At 64.6% G+C, this 17,390-nt stretch carries 16 protein-coding genes; 8 read left to right on the forward strand and 8 right to left on the reverse strand.

Annotation, left to right across the window (positions count from 1 at the left end; all coding sequences use genetic code 11):
- Positions 1-87: 87 nt before the first annotated feature.
- Positions 88-708 (forward strand): glutathione S-transferase family protein, encoded by a 621-nt coding sequence (locus AC5V87_RS10635; RefSeq protein ID WP_456840159.1) that lies wholly within the window; start codon positions 88-90, stop codon positions 706-708.
- A 99-nt stretch (positions 709-807) separates the two neighbouring features.
- Here the strand turns inward: AC5V87_RS10635 and AC5V87_RS10640 are convergent, their stop codons facing one another.
- On the reverse strand, positions 808-1,731 hold the full coding sequence (locus tag AC5V87_RS10640; RefSeq protein WP_495370925.1) for a LysR family transcriptional regulator: 924 nt from the start codon (positions 1,729-1,731) through the stop codon (positions 808-810).
- Positions 1,732-1,822: 91 nt separating this feature from the next.
- Here AC5V87_RS10640 and AC5V87_RS10645 point away from each other — a divergent pair, with 91 nt between their 5' ends.
- The 3 genes from AC5V87_RS10645 (at position 1,823) to AC5V87_RS10655 (ending at position 4,776) form a co-directional block, all read left to right on the forward strand.
- Positions 1,823-2,266: a nuclear transport factor 2 family protein gene (locus tag AC5V87_RS10645; protein ID WP_495370926.1), complete on the forward strand. Its 444-nt coding sequence runs from the start codon at positions 1,823-1,825 to the stop codon at positions 2,264-2,266.
- A gap of 89 nt (positions 2,267-2,355) precedes the next feature.
- Positions 2,356-2,487 (forward strand): YjiS-like domain-containing protein, encoded by a 132-nt coding sequence (locus AC5V87_RS10650; protein ID WP_456843408.1) that lies wholly within the window; start codon positions 2,356-2,358, stop codon positions 2,485-2,487.
- Between the two features lie 279 nt (positions 2,488-2,766).
- Complete coding sequence (locus AC5V87_RS10655) at positions 2,767-4,776, forward strand: HAMP domain-containing methyl-accepting chemotaxis protein (protein WP_495370927.1); 2,010 nt, start codon at positions 2,767-2,769, stop codon at positions 4,774-4,776.
- A gap of 54 nt (positions 4,777-4,830) precedes the next feature.
- Here AC5V87_RS10655 and AC5V87_RS10660 read toward each other — a convergent pair whose 3' ends face one another.
- The 3 genes from AC5V87_RS10660 to AC5V87_RS10670 form a co-directional block, all read right to left on the reverse strand.
- On the reverse strand, positions 4,831-5,511 hold the full coding sequence (locus tag AC5V87_RS10660) for a glutathione S-transferase family protein (protein WP_495370928.1): 681 nt from the start codon (positions 5,509-5,511) through the stop codon (positions 4,831-4,833).
- 115 nt (positions 5,512-5,626) lie between these two features.
- The gene (locus AC5V87_RS10665; RefSeq protein ID WP_495370929.1) at positions 5,627-5,953 is read right to left on the reverse strand and encodes a hypothetical protein; all 327 of its coding nucleotides are present in this window, start codon (positions 5,951-5,953) and stop codon (positions 5,627-5,629) included.
- Positions 5,954-6,121: 168 nt separating this feature from the next.
- Positions 6,122-7,252, reverse strand: coding sequence for a site-specific DNA-methyltransferase (locus AC5V87_RS10670; protein ID WP_456840153.1), 1,131 nt, complete (start codon positions 7,250-7,252; stop codon positions 6,122-6,124).
- A gap of 421 nt (positions 7,253-7,673) precedes the next feature.
- On the opposite strand from AC5V87_RS10670, the gene ypfJ reads away from it, so the two are divergent.
- Positions 7,674-8,615 carry a KPN_02809 family neutral zinc metallopeptidase gene (gene ypfJ, locus AC5V87_RS10675; RefSeq protein WP_495370930.1) on the forward strand — a complete coding sequence of 314 codons (942 nt, stop codon included), beginning with the start codon at positions 7,674-7,676 and terminating at the stop codon, positions 8,613-8,615.
- Positions 8,616-8,722: 107 nt separating this feature from the next.
- On the forward strand, positions 8,723-9,286 hold the full coding sequence (gene moaB, locus AC5V87_RS10680) for a molybdenum cofactor biosynthesis protein B (protein WP_495370931.1): 564 nt from the start codon (positions 8,723-8,725) through the stop codon (positions 9,284-9,286).
- Between the two features lie 246 nt (positions 9,287-9,532).
- Here moaB and AC5V87_RS10685 read toward each other — a convergent pair whose 3' ends face one another.
- Entirely contained in the window at positions 9,533-10,462 is a 930-nt protein-coding gene (locus AC5V87_RS10685; protein WP_456840150.1) for a bifunctional helix-turn-helix transcriptional regulator/GNAT family N-acetyltransferase, read from the reverse strand.
- A 63-nt stretch (positions 10,463-10,525) separates the two neighbouring features.
- Entirely contained in the window at positions 10,526-11,101 is a 576-nt protein-coding gene (locus AC5V87_RS10690) for a glycosyltransferase family protein (RefSeq protein WP_495370932.1), read from the reverse strand.
- A 334-nt stretch (positions 11,102-11,435) separates the two neighbouring features.
- Here AC5V87_RS10690 and AC5V87_RS10695 point away from each other — a divergent pair, with 334 nt between their 5' ends.
- Positions 11,436-12,275, forward strand: a complete 840-nt coding sequence (locus AC5V87_RS10695; RefSeq protein ID WP_495370933.1) for an RMD1 family protein — start codon at positions 11,436-11,438, stop codon at positions 12,273-12,275.
- Positions 12,276-12,402: 127 nt separating this feature from the next.
- Here the strand turns inward: AC5V87_RS10695 and AC5V87_RS10700 are convergent, their stop codons facing one another.
- Both AC5V87_RS10700 and AC5V87_RS10705 read right to left on the reverse strand, forming a co-directional pair.
- Positions 12,403-13,587 carry an acetate/propionate family kinase gene (locus AC5V87_RS10700; RefSeq protein WP_495370934.1) on the reverse strand — a complete coding sequence of 395 codons (1,185 nt, stop codon included), beginning with the start codon at positions 13,585-13,587 and terminating at the stop codon, positions 12,403-12,405.
- Positions 13,588-13,595: 8 nt separating this feature from the next.
- Entirely contained in the window at positions 13,596-16,010 is a 2,415-nt protein-coding gene (locus tag AC5V87_RS10705) for a phosphoketolase family protein (protein WP_495371878.1), read from the reverse strand.
- A 208-nt stretch (positions 16,011-16,218) separates the two neighbouring features.
- Between AC5V87_RS10705 and AC5V87_RS10710 the strand changes: the two genes are divergently transcribed.
- Positions 16,219-17,385 (forward strand): PA0069 family radical SAM protein, encoded by a 1,167-nt coding sequence (locus AC5V87_RS10710; protein ID WP_495370935.1) that lies wholly within the window; start codon positions 16,219-16,221, stop codon positions 17,383-17,385.
- Positions 17,386-17,390 lie beyond the last annotated feature (5 nt).

The following is a 17,390-nucleotide window of genomic DNA, read 5'->3' on the forward strand; positions in this document are numbered from 1 at the left end:
CGGCGGTGGGCAACTGCGAACAGGATATCGTGCTATGGACCTGGGCTCCGGCAGCCGTTAATTTCCAATTTTCCCATGAGGTCCGACATGCTCAAGCTCTACTACGCCACCGGCACCTGTGCGCTCGCCACCTATATGACCCTGGAGGAGGCCGGCGCCGACTACACGGCCGAACGGCTGAGCTTCAAGGACAACCAGCAGAACAGCCCGGACTATCTCGCGATCAACCCGAAGGGCCGCGTGCCGGCGCTGGTGACCGATCGCGGCGTCCTCACCGAGACGCCGGCGATGCTGGCCTATATCGCGCAAATCTTCCCGAAGGCGAAGCTCGCGCCGCTCGACGACCCCTTCGACTTCGCGCAAGTGCAGTCGTTCAACTCCTATCTCTGCTCGACCGTGCACATCAACCACGCCCACAAGATGCGCGGTGCGCGCTGGGCGACCGAGGAGAGCTCGTTCGCCGACATGAAGGCGATGGTGCCGAAGACCATGGCCGCCTGCTTCAAGCTCATCGAGCAGAAGATGTTCAAAGGCCCCTGGGTGATGGGCGATCAGTTCACGATCTGCGATCCCTATCTCCACACGCTCTCGCACTGGCTCGAAGGGGACAGCGTCGACATCAACGCGACTCCGAAGATCGCGGATCACTTCAAGCGCATGTCCAATCGCCCGGCGATCCGCAAGGTTATGGACGCGCAGAAGGCGTAGGAGCACTGCTCCGCTGGGGTGGGCAAAGGCGCAACGCGCCGTGCCCACGATCTTTTCTCCGGCAGTGACAGAAGGTGGGCACGCTTCGCTTTGCCCACCCTACGAGAGCTTGCGCTTGGCTTGCTCCAGCTCCCGACCGGTCTGGAGCATCAGGCGCCGCAGCCAGATCGAGCCCGGATCCATCTGCGCGCGGGTCGGATAGAACATGAACTGCTCGTCGATCCCGGGGTCGAGCGGCGGCGTCACCGTGACGAGGCCGAGCTGCCTGGACAGCGCCGCGATCAATCGGCGCGGCACGAAGGCGACGAGGTCCGTTCGCGCCGCGACGTGCAGCGCTTCGAGATAGCCCGATACCACCAGCGCAATGTGCCGCTCGATGCCGTGGCTGTGCAGCCAGGTGTCGATCAGATCCTCAGCATTGCCGCGGATGATGACGCCGACATGGCGCGCGGCCAGGAACGTCTCACGTCGCTTCAGCTTCGCTCCAACCGGATGCCCGCGCCGCACCGCCAGCGCATCGCTATCGGTGTAGAGCAGCTGGCGGTGAAATCCTTTGAAGGCGTTGCCGATCGAGATCACGAGGTCGATGGTGCGGGCAAATTCGGCGTGGAAGATCGCGGGCCCCCGCCACGGCACGACGTCGATGCGGACGTTGGGCGCAAGGCGCGTCACCTTCTCCATCAAGGGCGGCATTAGCAGCTCGACCGCGAGATCCGGCATCATCAGGCGGAATTGCCGCTCGCTGCGCGCGGCATCGAAGTCCTCAGGCAGGAACAGCCCGCGGACCTGGTCGAGCGCCTGCGCCAGGGGCGCGCGCAGCGCCTGTGCCCGCGGCGTCAGCTCCATCCGCGCGCCGGTGCGCACCAGCAGCGGATCGCCGAAAATGTCGCGCAGGCGCTGCAGCGCGTGACTCGCCGCCGGCTGCGACAGGCCAATCCTCATCGCGGCGCGGCTGACATTGGCCTCGCGCAGCAGCGCGTCGAGCGCAGTCAGGAGATTGAGGTCAAGGGAGTTCAAATTCATGAGGTGAATAGATATCATATCTGATATCGATTTGAAGAATTTCGATCGGCAAACGATGATCTCCGTGGTTCTTACCAAAGGAGATGCCGCCATGAGCGCGAGCGCCAACAAGAAACTGATGCAGGATATTTTCGCCGCCGCCGCCAATCCCGATCCGGCCGCGCGCGATCGCGCCCTGTTCACCGCAAGCCTTGCCGACGATGCCAGATGGGTCGTGACCGGCCAGTATTCCTGGTCGCGCACCTTCAACGGCAAGGAGGCGATCCTCAACGACCTGCACGGCTATGTGCGCACCCGCCTGCGCGATCGCACACGCACCGTGGCTCACCGCTTCATCGCCGATGGCGACATCGTCGTGGTGGAAGCCAAGGGCGACAACGTCACGCCCGAGGGCGTGCGCTACGACAACGATTATTGTCTGGTGTTTCAGATCGAGGACGGCAAGATCAAGGAGATCCGGGAATACTGCGACTCCGCCCTGACCGAGAAGGCGCTTGGCCCGTTTCCGCAAACGGGTGTGAGGGCCGCGAGCTGACCGGATTGAACGACACCGCGTCGGCCGGCCGGTCCCATTCGTCACGGCCGCCGATCGTCGTGCGAGCATGGCGGACGCTGGTGGACGTCATGCGGGTTCGGCGGGAGCAGTCGCGCGCCCGTTGCCAGCTCGCTGCCATGACCGAACGGGAGCTTCAGGACTGCGGCATGACCCGGTCGGAGATTGCGTATGAGCTGAAGAATCCCATTCGGCGGAAGTAAAACGGCAGAGCGGACATCGGCGCGTCCTTCATCTTCGCAACCCGAGATGGTGAGCGCGCCGATTCATGCATAGCTGGCTATAAAATCAGCAAATTTTGCGCGCTTCGCCGCAGGTCTGCGCGAAATATTGGAAGGTTCAATTAACGAGTGTCCCCCATTGTGTCGCGGTGCAGCGTGAGTCGCCTTCACAGCGCGACGCGCGGCTGCCAGGGTGGCCGTGACGATTGCCGGATTCGTTCGGTCCGCTCGAATTCACATGCATCTGGGTGGACAGTGGGAATGCCGAAGTTTCGTTTGCGGATCAGGGGACGCCTGTACGCAGGCTTCATGGCCCTGGTGGCGGTCGGTCTCGTGATGGCGGTGGTTGCCATCTGGAATTTGAGGTCCGTGCAGGAGCAGGTCGCGAAGGCCTCGGCATTTTCGGACAGCACGGCGCGGGTCCTGGAGATCTCGACCCATCTCCAGGCGATCCAGCGGGCCAATCTGCGCTACATCTACGACGCCAATGAATCCACGATGAGGGAGGCGTCCGAGCGGGAGGCCGCGGCGACCGAGCTGCTGCAAGTCGGCGCGAAGGGGACGGCCTCCGAGGAGCGGCGGAAGCTCTACAACGATCTGATCGCCGACATCGCCAGGATGCGAAGCCTGCGCGACAATCTCGGCGATGCCGTCAACGAGGCGCGCACGGGCAAGGCGACGCTGCTGCCGAGCGGCGACGAGCTGACCGTCAAGATGGGCAAGCTGGTCGACGTCGCACGCGCGGCGGTCGACGAAGACACCGCGGCGCTGGTTGCGGATCTCGAATCGAGGCTGCTCGTCGTGCAAATCGCAAACTGGCGTTTTCTGGCTCTGCGCGACACCAAGGGGCCGGCCAACTTCAGGACCAATGTGGACAGAGCGATGCAGCGGCTATCGGCGCTCGAAAAGAGCCCGCAGGCGAGCGAGCTGCGCACCACGCTCGCGCCGGTGAAGACCTCGCTCGGAATCTATAAATCCGCGTTCGAGACCACGTCGGCGGCGATGCTCCAGGCCGACGAGATCTACCATAAGAACCTCGCGCCGCTGATCGTCGACAGCATCGCCAAGCTCAGGGCCGCGGAAACCACCCTGAAGAAGGACTACAAGGAATCCCGCACCCAGGCCGAAGCTGTCATCGACGGCACGACGACGGTGCAGGAGATTGCGGGCGGCATCGCCGTCCTGTTCGGCCTGATCGTGGCCTTCCTGACTGCCCGCAGCCTCGTCGGTCCCCTGACCTCGATGACCCGTGCGATGGGGCTATTGGCCGGCGGCAATCTCGACGTCGAGATTCCCGGACGCGGCAAGGCCGATGAGATCGGCGACATGGCCAAGGCGATCCAGGTGTTCAAGGACAACATGGTCGAAACCGAACGCCTGCGCGCCGAGCAGGTCGAGGCCGAGGCGCGGCAGGCCGAAAGCCGCAAGAAAGACATGGTCCGGCTGGCCGACCAATTCGAGCAGGCGGTCGGCGAGATCGTCGACACCGTCTCGTCGGCATCGAGCGAGCTGGAGGCCTCGGCCGGGACGCTCACCACGACCGCCTCGCGTGCCCAGGACCTGTCGACGGAAGTCGCCTCCGCCTCGCAGGAAGCCACGGCCAACGTGCAGGCCGTCGCCTCGGCGACGGAAGAGCTGTCCTCCTCGGTGAGCGAGATCGCCCGCCAGGTGCAGGAATCCGCCCGCATCGCCACCGAGGCGGTCGGCCAGGCGAGCCGGACCAATGCGCGCGTCGGCGAGCTGTCCAAGGCCGCCGCCCGCATCGGCGATGTGGTGGAGCTGATCAGCACCATCGCCGGCCAGACCAATCTGCTCGCGCTCAACGCCACCATCGAGGCGGCGCGCGCCGGCGATGCCGGCCGCGGCTTTGCCGTGGTCGCTTCCGAGGTCAAGGCGCTCGCCCAGCAGACCGCGAAGGCGACCGACGAGATCGCCCAGCAGGTCTCCGGCATCCAGTCCGCGACCGAGGAATCGGTTGACTCGATCCGCGAGATCAGCGGCACCATCGAGCGGCTGTCGGAGATCGCCTCGACTGTGGCCGCGGCCGTGGAGCAGCAGGGCGCGGCGACGCGGGAAATTTCCCGCAACGTCCAGCAGGCCGCTCATGGCACCCAGCGTGTCTCGACCAATATCGGCGACGTCCAGCGCGGCGCCTCCGAGACCGGCTCGGCCTCATCGCAGGTGCTGTCGGCGGCACGCTCGCTGTCGTCGGACAGCAGCCGCCTGAAGCAGGAAGTCGCGCGGTTCCTGAGCTCGGTCCACGCCGCCTGAAAAAGCAAAAGGCCACGCGCATGCGCGTGGCCTTCAAACGGCGGCAGGACGCGATCAGGCCACCTTGGTCGCCATGTGCCTGAACATGTTGCGGCGCGCCTCGTCGTCCATCTCGGCCTTGAAGGTGAACTTGTCCTTCAGCGCGATCGCGCGCGCCGCCGCCGGCCGCGCCGAGATCTCGTCGACGAGCCGCTTCACGTTCGGGTAGCGCGCGAAGGCGCCATCGCCGAGCTTGAACGGCACCATCCGCGCCCAGCCCCACAGCGCCATGTCGACGATCGAATAGGCATCGCCGACCATGTAGCTGCGGCCCTTGAGGTGACCGTCCAGGATCGTGTAGTGGCGATCGGTCTCGTACTGGTAGCGGTTATGGGCGTAGTCGTGGTTCTGGTCCTTCGGCGCGAAATGCTTGAAGTGCACCGCCTGACCCGAATACGGTCCGACGCCGGTCGCCACGAACATCAGCCACGACAGCAATTCGGCGCGATTGGCGGGCAGAAACTTTCCGGTCTTCTCGGCCAGATAGAGCAGGATGGCGTTGGAATCGAACACGATCGTGCCATTGTCGTCGATCGCCGGCACCTTGGCGTTCGGATTGATCTTCAGATAGTCCGGCGTGAACTGCTCGCCCTTGCGGGTGTCGACCGCGACGGGCTCGAAAGGCAGTCCGGATTCCTCGAGGAAGAGCGCGACCTTGGTCGGGTTCGGCGATCCGTTGAAATAGAATTTGAGCATTGAGCATCTCCCCAGTGTGTTGCCGAGAGCGAACGCGTGGCGACCTCTCTTGCCAAACCCGGGGCCGGACGCGCAACCGGCGAGTTTGCCGGGCGGTATCTGCGCGCCACGCAGATCAGCCGGCATAACAAAGCCCGATCGCCGCAGTAACGACCATCGCCGCGCCGATCGCCTCCAGGCGCAGTCCAAGCTTGGCGGCCAGATGCATGTCGGACGCCCGCGCCGCGCGCTCCGTTTGCCGGGCATAGCCGTGCACGATGACGTCGTGGTTGAAATTGTCGTGCGCCTCGTTGCTGCTGGCGAGGCCGACGCAGACCACGAGCACGCCGAACAGCGCGAGGCCGAAGAAGCCGAGCAGTGCGATCAGGAACATCGGAAACATGCCGAGCAGGAAGATCGGCAGCAGCGGCACCAGCAGCAAAGTCTCGGACTGTCGTCGCATGAGGGCCAACCGTCAGGACGGGGCTGATCCCGCAAGTTTAGTCCTGGCTGTTGCCTCATTCAAGGCGCCGTAGGGTGGGCAAAGCGAAGCGTGCCCACGTTCTGCATCTACGGAGAAGGATTCGTAGGCACGGCGCTTCGCAAGCCCCGGAATGACGATGGAGGGACCTTACTCCGCCGCCATCCCCGCACGGATCTCCGCCCGCAGCTCGTCGATCAGCTTCAGGCCCTTCTTGGTCTCGACGTGCCAGAAGGTCCAGCCGTTGCAGGCCTGCGCGCCTTGCGCGACCGCGCCGATGCGGTGGATCGAGCCGACCTTGTCGCCGAGCATGATGGCGCCGTCGGCGCGCACCAGGGCGCCGAGCTTCTTCTTGGCGTCGAACAGTTTCGTGCCGGGCATGATCATGCCGCGCTCGATCAACTCGGCGAACGCGACGCGCGGGGCTTCGCGCGCGGTCATGAACGGGGCGAGGCTCTCTTCCGGCAGCGGCTCGACCTTGGCGATGCGCGCTTCCGCGGCCTTCGCATAGGTCTTGTCGCGCTCGAAGCCGATATAGGAGCGGCCGAGGCGCTTGGCGACGGCGCCGGTGGTGCCGGTGCCGTTGAAGGGATCGATCACGAGATCGCCGGGCTTCGACGACGACAGCAGCACGCGCGCGAGCAGGCCTTCCGGCTTCTGCGTCGGATGCACCTTCTTGCCGTCGGCGCCCTTGAGGCGCTCTTCGCCGGTGCAGAGCGGGATCAGCCAGTCCGAGCGTGCCTGCACGTCCTCGTTGGCGGCCTTCAGCGCTTCGTAGTTGAACGTGTAGCCCTTGGCTTTTTCGTCGCGCGCGGCCCAGATCATCGTTTCGTGCGCATTGGTGAAGCGGCGGCCGCGGAAATTCGGCATCGGGTTGGTCTTGCGCCAGACGATGTCGTTCAGGAGCCAGAAGCCGAGGTCCTGCATGATCGCGCCGACGCGGAAGATGTTGTGATAGGAGCCGATCACCCAAATCGTCGCCGACGGCTTCATCGCGCGGCGCGCGGCCAAGAGCCAGGCGCGGGTGAAATCGTCATAGGCGGAAAACGAATCGAACTTGTCCCACGCGTCGTTGACGGCATCGACATGGGATTCGTCGGGACGCTTGAGATCGCCCTTGAGCTGAAGATTGTACGGCGGATCTGCGAACACCAGATCGACGCTGCCGGCCTGAAGCTTCGACATCTCGGCGACGCAGTCGCCGACGATGATGCGATGCGAGGCGGACTCAAAATTTGTGCGGGGCGCCCTTGCAGACGCCCCGCGACGCGACTCTACCATGACTCAAGAACTCTGACTCAGGCGACGCTGTCGGCGACGCGGGACCAAACAACCGACTGGTCGTTACATTGCAGCGGCAAAGTAAAAAACGACTTAACCCGCTGCTTTTCTGAGCAGGCCTCGCATTAGTGGCCTCATGCGTTGTGGTGCGCGCAATCGCTGTGTTTTACAGTATATTTCGCATTCATCTGCGGCGCAGCGGCCGCCGCGGCTGCAAATTTCTCTCGGAAAAAATTGCACGCGGACAGGAAAAAATTGCTGGTGCGGACGTGCTGTCGCACTAGGCAATTTTTGCCGACCGGGATATTGATTAACGCACTGGAAATTTTACCTGTGTGGCGCGTTGAGCTTTTGCGTTTCTGTGCGCCGACGAAACTGAATCAGGGACCCCCAAATCAGGGACCGCCAAGGGACAGCCGCCATGCGTTACGATGACTTCCGCCGCAGCGACGACATCGAGGATCGTCGCGACGAAGGTGGTGGCTTTGGCGGCGGTGGAGGCGGCGGGTTCGGCCTGCCGATGGGCGGCGGCGGTCTCGGCATCGGCACCATCATCGTGCTCGGCCTGATCGGCTATGCCTTCGGCATCGATCCGCGCATCCTGATCGGCGGCGCCGAGATCCTCTCCGGCGGCGGCCAGGCGCCGAGCTACCAGACCGATCGGCAGTCGACCTCCGCCAAGCGCGGCGCGCCGACCGACGAGGTCGGCAGCATGATATCCGGCATCCTCGGCGAGATCGACGATCGTTGGAGCGAGATTTTCCAGGCCAGCGGCCAGTCCTATACCGGTCCGAAGGTCGTGCTGTTCCGCAACGCCACCAATGGCGGCCGCTGCGGCATGGCGCAGTCGGCGATGGGGCCGTTCTACTGCCCGCCGGACCGCACCATCTTCCTCGACACCAGCTTCTTCCGCGAGGTCGAGACGCGCTTCCGCGGCTGCTCCGGCAAGTCGGCGTGCAATTTCACCACGGCCTACATCATCGCGCATGAAGCCGGCCATCACATCCAGAACCTGCTCGGCATCATCCCGCGCGTGACGCGGCTGCAGCAGCAGGCCGGCAGCAAGGCCGAGGCCAACGCGCTCCAGGTCAAGGTCGAGTTGCAGGCGGATTGCCTCTCCGGCGTCTGGGTCAATCGCGAGGCCAAGAAGCGTCCGAACTTCCTCGAGCCCGGCGACATCGACGCCGCGCTGACCACGGCGAGCGCGATCGGCGACGACACGCTGCAGCGCCAGGCCACTGGCCGCGTCGTGCCCGACTCCTTCACTCACGGCTCTGCGGCGCAACGCAAGCAGTGGTTCATGACCGGCTATCAGCAGGGCACGGTCCAGGCCTGCAACACGTTCGGCAGCGGGGCGTTGTAGTTCGTCATTCCGGGGCGCGCGCAGCGCGAACCCGGAATCCAGAAGTTGCGGCGCGAGGTTCCGGGTTCTCGCTTTGCGAGCCCCGGAACGACGAGTGAGGGTGAAGAATGGCCTCGATCGATGAATCCAAACAGTTCATCCCGCTCAACATCGCGGTGCTCACCGTCTCCGATACGCGCGCGCTGGCCGACGACAAATCCGGCCAGACGCTCGCCGACCGCCTGACCGCAGCCGGTCACCATCTCGCCGCGCGCGAGATCGTCACCGACGACGTCGAGGCGATCCGCGCCGTCGTCCGCCGCTGGATCGCGGACGCCGGCATCGACGTCGTCATCACCACCGGCGGCACCGGCTTTACCGGACGCGACGTCACGCCGGAGGCGATCGAGCCGCTGTTCGAGAAGCGCATGGACGGCTTCTCGATCGCCTTCCACATGCTGAGCCACGCCAAGATCGGCACGTCGACGATTCAGAGCCGTGCCACCGCGGGCGTTGCGGGCGCGACCTACATCTTCTGCCTGCCGGGCTCGCCCGGCGCCTGCCGCGACGGCTGGGACGGCATCCTCGCAAGCCAGCTCGACTACCGCACGCGCCCCTGCAATTTCGTCGAGATCATGCCGCGGCTGGACGAGCATCTGCGCAGGCCAAAGGCGCAGGGCGCGACAGTGTAGTCTGTTCTTTCTTCCCTTCCCCCCTTGTGGGGAAGGTGGCACAGGCGGCCTGCGGCTGCCGTTCTTAAGAACGCCGAAGCGAAGCTTCGGCTATGGCGCCGGATGAGGGGTATCTATCAGCACGGAATGCGAGGAGACATGCCCCTCACCCTAGTGAGGTTGTGTCTACTTGCGTCGCTGCCCTCTCCCGCAAGGGGAGAGGGCACCACAATGCGCATCGCTCCATAATCTACGCAGCATCGCGCTTTACAGATCCATCTCCCAGGTCTCGCCAATCAAATCCTGCCCGAAGCTGTGATGCGGCTCCGTGGCGACGAGCTTGAAACCGGCACTCTGATAGATGCCGCGCGCGGCGACCAGGATGCTTTGCGTCCACAGCGTCATCCTGCTGTAGCCGCGCTCGCGTGCGCCCTGGATACATTGCTCGACCAGCGCGCGGCCGACGCCGAGGCCGCGCGCCTTCTTCTCCACCTGCAACAGGCGCAGCTTGGCGATCTCGTTGGTGGCCTTGACCAGGAAGACCGAGCCGACCGGCTCGCCGCCGACCTCGGCGATCCAGCAGTGCTCGCGCGCGGCGTCGTAATTCCTGATGAACTGGGCGCAGATCTCGGCGACCAGCGCCTCATAGCTGATGTCCCAGCCGTAGTCCGCGGCATAGGCGGCGCCTTGGCTGGAGATGACCCAGCCCATGTCGCCGACGCGATGGCTGCGCAGCATGAACGAAGCGGGCTGGCTTCGGCGTTGCTCCAGCACGGCCTCGATGGTCGCCATGGCCTGCGTGAGCCGCGTTGCATCGCTGGCCGACAGCTGAGCCAGCATGGCGGCGACCTCGTTTTGCGAGCCGAGGTTCAACTGGGCAAAGGCCTGGCGGCCCTTGGCGGTGAGGCTAAGCTGATATTGCCTGCGATCTGCGGGCAGGGGCGTTCGCGTGATCAGTCCCTTCTCGTCAAAGCTCTGCACGATGCGGCTGAGATAGCCGGGATCGAGACCGAGCTCGTTGCCGATCTCCTTTGCCGAAAGATCGTCGCGATGTGCGAGCTCGTAGAGCACGCGCGCCTCGCTGAGGGAGAACGGGCTCTTTCCAAGATGCTGGTCGAGCACGCCGAGCTTGCGGGTGTAAAAGCGGTTGAAGGCGCGGACTGCCGCGATCTGGTGGTCGGTACCGTTGAATGACATCGGGACACCTCAATAATTGCCATTGTCAAATAATTATTTGACTTTGGCAAGTATTGGGCGGCCTCAGCCGACCATGACGATCCGGCTGCGCAGCATGGTCCGGGACGAGCGCCCGAGCCGGCGGAGCAGCCGCGCCTCGGAACGGCGGGCTTGGGGCGGATAGCCGCCGACCCGATCGTAATGGTCACGCGCGATCAAAAGTCCCTGATCGCCCAGCGGGCCGACGAGCTTGCGCGCGACGGCGCGGAGCAGGTCGCGCACACCGGTATCTGCGTAAGGTGAGCGGGTATAGCGGAACACCGCTGCGCGATCCCGTCCGCTGGTCGAGACGGCCTGGATGAACTGGGTGGTCTCCTCGATCCAGCCGGTTTCCAGCACGGCGCCGGCGGGCAGGAACATCAGCCAAGGCGAACGGGCCTGATGCGCGCCGGCGGCGAGCGCGGCGCCATGAGAAGATCCCTCGAAGGCAATGAAACGGCAGCCCGCGACGTCGGCAACCCGCTCAATGACGCCGTTGCGGGTGCCGTCGACCAGCAGGACTTCGCGGATGATGCCGGCGGCGGCACCGGGCACCAGCGCGGCCAGAGTTGCGACCGCCGTCTGTTCGACGCCTTCGGTCGGAATGATGACGCTCAGCATGATTGTGGCTTCGATGTCCGCAATTCGGGAGAAGCGTAGCTTGTTATGACTTTGTCATAAACATGCGGCGTTACCGAGTGCAACTTTTTGGCGGTGCTCCGGGATGCGATGGTAAACCGCGCCCGCCCATCGCAGCCAAATGTGTCGCGCGCAGGGGGACAATATTGCCGAATGTTTCGGCGAATTTCGGGCTTCGTGAGCTTCAAACGGGGCTGTCTTCGCCGATATGATCGAGGTGAAGACGCTACTGGTCCGCAAGCCTGCATCGGCGGTCTGACATGGACCTTACGACCGGAAAACTCGCAACCGCCGGTGCCGAGAGTGAGATAGTCGAGTGACCGCCGATCAACTTCCCATTGGCACCACGCCAGCACCGCCGAAACCGGACGCCGCGCCGACCTTGCGGATCCGCGCCGTGATGCTCGGCGAACGCATCAATGCCTCCGGCCTCGAGATCGGCACGCTCGTCTCCTCGACGCCGGCCGCGTTCCGCGTCCATGGCGGCCTTGCCGTGATCTTCCGCTACGGCGTCGTCGTGCTGATCGGGCTGCTTCCCTCGGAAGAGAAGGTGCTGATCGACGGCCTCAAGTCCCGCGTGATCGGCGAGTTCAGCCCCTATGAGGAAGAGACCGCGCAGGCCCAGCTCTGCAAGGACGAAAACGCCGAGGTGATCCAGCCGGGCGGGCCGATCTGCCTTGCCAGGTTCTCCGACGACCGGCTGCTCCTGATTGCGGATGCGCTCGCCAAGAGCACCTCGCTGGCGCGTGATGAGCGGCGCGTGGCCGCCGTCTTCGATGTGATCGAGCCCTTCGCGCGCAAGCTCGCCGAGCAGGGCCGCACGCCGCCGCGCCGCAAGGGCATGCTGCAACTGATCGGCAATGCGCTCCTGGTCCAGCAGCGCGTCGCCGGCCGTGTCGCTGTGGCCGAAAAGCCGGACGTGCTCTGGGAAAAGCCCGAGCTCGACCGGCTCTATGCCCGTCTCGAGGACGAGTATGAATTGAAGGAGCGCCTCGACACGCTCGAGCGCAAGCTCACCGCGGTGTCGGAAACCGCCAACGCGCTGACCGACATCATCGACACCCAGCGCTCCCTCCGCCTCGAGGTCGCGGTGGTGGTGCTGATCGTGATCGAGGTCGCGATCGGGTGCTTTCAGATTCTTGCGGGTATTCACTGAGCTTTGTTGTGCCCCCCTGTCTCCGCGCGTCCAGTATCGTAGGGTGGACAAAGGCGCACTTGCGCCGTCCCACAACCTCGAATTGGTGGGGCACGCTTCGCTTTGCCCACCCTATGATACTACGATGCTAAGCCTTCGCTCGCAGCACCGCCGCGCAGTGCCGCGCGATCGTCAGTTCCTCATTCGTCGGAATGACGAACACATCGACGGCGCTGTCGCCGCTGCTGATCCGCTCGCGTCTCGCGTCATTCGCCGCCGCATCAATGCGCACGCCAAGCCACGCAAGGCGCTCGCCGATCGCGCTGCGGATCTCGCTCGCATGCTCGCCGATGCCGCCGGTGAAAACCAGACACTCCAGCCCGCCGAGCGTGGCCGCCATCATTGCGACCTGCTGCGCCGCGCGAAGCGTGAAGAGATCGACCGCCTCCCGCGCAGCGGCCTCGCCGCTTGCGAGCAGCGTGCGCATATCGGCGGAGAGGCCGGAGACGCCGAGCAGGCCGGACTGGCGATAGAGCAGATGCTGGACGTCTTCGGCGGACATCTTCTCGTGCTGGTGCAGATAGAGCAGCATGCCGGGATCGATCGTGCCGCAGCGCGTGCCCATCACGAGGCCGTCGAGCGGCGTCAGCCCCATCGTGGTGTCGACACTGCGACCGTCGCGCAATGCGCAGAGGCTGGCACCATTGCCGAGATGCGCGATGACCGTGCGCTTCGCCGTGAGCTCTGGTGCGATCCCGGCGAGGCGGCCGGCGACATATTCGAACGAGAGACCGTGAAACCCGTAGCGGCGGATGCCGCGTGCCTCGAAGCGCCGTGGGATCGCGAAACGGCTCGCCGGCGGCGCCATGCTGTGATGGAAGGCGGTGTCGAAACAGGCGATCTGCGTGAGGGCAGGCTTGATTGCCGCGATGGTTCGGATCGGCTCCAGGCATCGCGGCTGATGCAGCGGCGCCAGCGGGGTCAACGCCTCCAGCCTTGCTTGGACATCATCGGTCAGTTCGACTGGGCCTGAATAATCCGGCCCGCCATGAACGATGCGATGACCGACGGCGCGCAGGCGATGGTCGCCAATACGATCTTCGACGAAGCCGATTACGTCGGCGAACAGACGGCCGCTGTCCGCATCCGCCACGTCCCTTTGCGTCTCGAACAGATCTTCGCCGGCAGGGTTCTTCACGACGAGCCGGGGCTTTGCCTCATGCTCGTCGAGCAGGCCCTTGCAGAGCAGGGTGGGCTCGGCCGCGGAAATATCGAACAGGCCGAACTTGATGCTCGACGAGCCCGAGTTGAGGACGAGGACCGCATCGGACATGGCGGGCATCAATCGCCGGCTTCCGCCGGCGTGTTGCCGCCGGCGCTGTTGGGCCAGACCCAGTCGCGCACCTCAGGCATGTCCTCGCCGTGCTCGCGCACGTAACGCGAATGCTCGATCAGCCTGTCGCGGAACTGCTGCTTCACCTGCGCGGCCTTGGTCGCCAGGCCCGGCACGCGTTCGATCGCCTCGATCGCGAGGTGATAGCGGTCGAGCCCGTTGAGCACGACCATGTCGAAGGGCGTGGTCGTGGTGCCTTCCTCGGCAAAGCCGCGCACATGCATGCCGGCATGGTTGGTGCGGTTATAGGTCAGGCGATGGATCAGGTAGGGATAGCCGTGATAGGCGAAGATCACGGGCTTGTCGCGCGTGAACAGGCTGTCGAAGTCGCGGCCGGAGAGGCCGTGCGGGTGCTGCTCGCTCGGTTGCAGCGTCATCAGGTCGACGACGTTGACGACGCGGATCTTCAGGTCAGGCAACGCCTTGCGCAGCAGGTCGACGGCGGCGAGCGTCTCCAGCGTCGGCACGTCGCCGGCGCAGGCCATCACCACGTCGGGCTCGCTGTCGGCATCCTCGTTGCCGGCCCAGGTCCAGATGCCGATGCCGGCATCGCAATGCGTCGCCGCCTCCTGCACCGATAGCCATTGCGGCGCCGGCTGCTTGCCGGCGACGATCACGTTGATGCGATTGTAAGTGCGCAGGCAGTGATCGGCGATCCACAGCAGCGTGTTGGCGTCGGGCGGGAGATAGATGCGGACGATATCGGCCTTCTTGTTGGCGACGAGATCGACGAAACCGGGGTCCTGATGGCTGAAGCCGTTGTGGTCCTGGCGCCAGACATGCGAGGTCAGGAGATAATTGAGCGAGGCGATCGGGCGCCGCCATGGCAGATGCCGCGTCACCTTCAGCCATTTGGCGTGCTGGTTGAACATGGAATCCACGATGTGGATGAACGCCTCGTAGCAGGAGAAGAAGCCGTGGCGGCCGGTGAGCAGATAGCCTTCGAGCCAGCCCTGGCAGAGATGCTCGCTCAGCACCTCCATCACGCGTCCGTCTTGCGCCAGATGCACGTCGTAATGTTCGGTCGGCTCCATCCAGACGCGCTCGGTGGCCTCGAACACGGCGTCCAGCCGGTTGGACGCGGTCTCGTCCGGCCCCATGATGCGAAAGTTACGAGTCTCGGTGTTGAGCTTGATGACGTCGCGCAGGAATTTGCCCAGCTCGCGCGTCGCTTCGGCGATGACGCCGCCGGGCTGCGGCACATCCAGCGCATAACTGCGGAAGTCCGGCAGCTTCAGCTCCTTCTTGAGCAGCCCACCATTGGCATGCGGATTGGCGCCCATGCGCCTGTTCCCATCGGGTGCCAGCGCCTGAAGCTCGGGCATGAGCGTACCGTTCGCGTCGAACAGCTTGTCCGGCTCGTAGCTGCGCATCCAGTCTTCGAGCAGTTTCAGATGCGCCGGGTTCTCGCGGCAGCTCGCAACCGGCACCTGATGCGCGCGCCAGAAATCCTCGACCTTCTTGCCATCGACCTCCTTCGGGCCGGTCCAGCCCTTCGGACTGCGCAGCACGATCATCGGCCAGCGCGGCCGCTCGATGGTCTTGCGTCCGTCGCGGGCGTGCTGCTGGATCGAGCGGATGCTGGCGAGCGCGACGTCGAGGGCGTCCGCCATGGCCTGGTGCATCAATTTGGGATCGTCGCCCTCGACGAACAGCGGCTCGTGACCAAGCCCGCGGAAGAGGTCACGGATCTCGCTGTCGGGCATCCGCCCGAGCACGGTCGGACCCGCGATCTTGTAGCCGTTGAGGTGCAGGATCGGCAGCACCGCGCCGTCATGGGCCGGGTTCAGGAACTTGTTGGAATGCCAGGACGCCGCGAGCGGGCCGGTCTCGGCCTCGCCGTCGCCGACCACGCAGGCGACGATCAGATCGGGATTGTCGAATGCCGCGCCATAGGCATGCACCAGCGCATAGCCAAGCTCGCCGCCTTCGTGGATGGAGCCGGGCGTCTCCGGCGCCGCATGGCTCGGAATGCCGCCGGGGAAGGAGAACTGTCTGAAAAGTTTTCGCAATCCGTCCGCATCGCGGGCGATGTCGGGGTAGATCTCGCTGTAGCTCCCTTCGAGATAGGTGTTGGCGACCATGCCCGGGCCGCCATGGCCGGGCCCGCAGACATAGATCACGCTGAGGTCAAGCGTGCGGATGACGCGGTTGAGATGGGCGTAGATGAAGTTCAGCCCGGGCGTCGTGCCCCAATGGCCGAGCAAACGCGGCTTGATGTGTTCGGGCCGCAGCGGCTCACGCAGCAGCGGATTGTCCAGCAGGTAGATTTGCCCGACGGAGAGATAGTTGGCGGCGCGCCAATAGCGATCGAGCAGACCGAGGTCGCTGCTCGCCGCACGCGATTGTTGTTGATTTGTCATGTTCATGCCGACCTTCACCGGGGATGGTCACCAACATTGTTCCGCGACGATCGATCCCTTGCCGAAATCAAACGGGATCGCCCCGCAAGCGTGTTGCGTGAGGTCAAAGCCGCGCGCGAGAAATTTGGGCGGCTACTGTGCATGGGGTTGTTTTCGAGTCTTTTGTCTTGGTTCTTGATTTGTTCCTATGTCATGCTATCTTGTCCGCATGAGTCCAGCAGCATCCTCTCATGCTCTCAAGCACCCGCCGGTCACGGCGCCCTCCGAGCCGGCGGGTGCGGGCTCTGATTTTCCCGAGCTTGGCGTCGCCATTGATCGCGCGCGCAGGCGAGGGCGGGGCGCACAATCCAACGCCAGCGGCCGTTATGAGGCCGAGGCCCGCGTCGCTTTCGACGATGGCTGGCAGAGCCTGGAAGATCTGCCGCCGTTCAAGACCACCGTCGGGGTCGACACCTCGCGCAAGGTGATCACCCGTAACGATTCGCCCGACATCGGCTTCGATCGCTCCATCAATCCCTATCGCGGCTGTGAGCATGGCTGCGTCTATTGTTTCGCTCGGCCGACGCATGCCTATCTCGGCCTGTCGCCGGGGCTCGACTTCGAGTCAAAGTTGTTCGTGAAGCCCGAAGCGCCCTTGCTACTCGAGAAGGAGCTCGCCGCACCCGGCTACGAGCCGCGGATGATCGCGATCGGCACCAACACCGATCCCTATCAGCCGATCGAGCGCGAGCGCAAGATCATGCGCGGGATTCTCGAGGTGCTGGAGCGCACCGGCCACCCCGTCGGCATTGTCACCAAGTCGGCGCTGGTGGTTCGCGACATCGACATTCTCGCGCGGATGGCCAAGCGTAACCTCGCCAAGGTCGCGATCTCGGTGACCTCGCTCGATCCGAAGCTGGCGCGCACCATGGAGCCGCGGGCCTCGACGCCGCCGAAGCGGCTGGAGGCGCTGAAGCAGCTCTCCGAGGCCGGCATTCCCACCACAGTGATGGTCGCGCCCGTGATCCCCGCGCTGAACGATTCCGAGATCGAGCGCATTTTGGATGCCGCCGCCCATGCCGGCGTCAAGGAAGCCTCCTACGTATTGCTGCGGCTGCCGCTCGAGGTGCGCGATCTCTTCCGCGAATGGTTGATGGCCAATTTTCCCGACCGCTATCGCCACGTCTTCACGCTGATCCGCGACATGCGCGGCGGCCGCGACTACGACGCGAAATGGGGCGAGCGGATGAAGGGCACGGGGCCGATGGCCTGGACCATCGGCCGGCGCTTCGAGATCGCCTGCGAGAGGCTTGGTCTCAACAAGCGGCGGTCGAAGTTGACGACGGATCACTTTGCCAAGCCGAAGCAGAACGGCGAGCAGCTCAGCCTGTTCTGATCGAA

It is taken from the genome of Bradyrhizobium sp. SOJA106 (genome assembly GCF_059448745.1).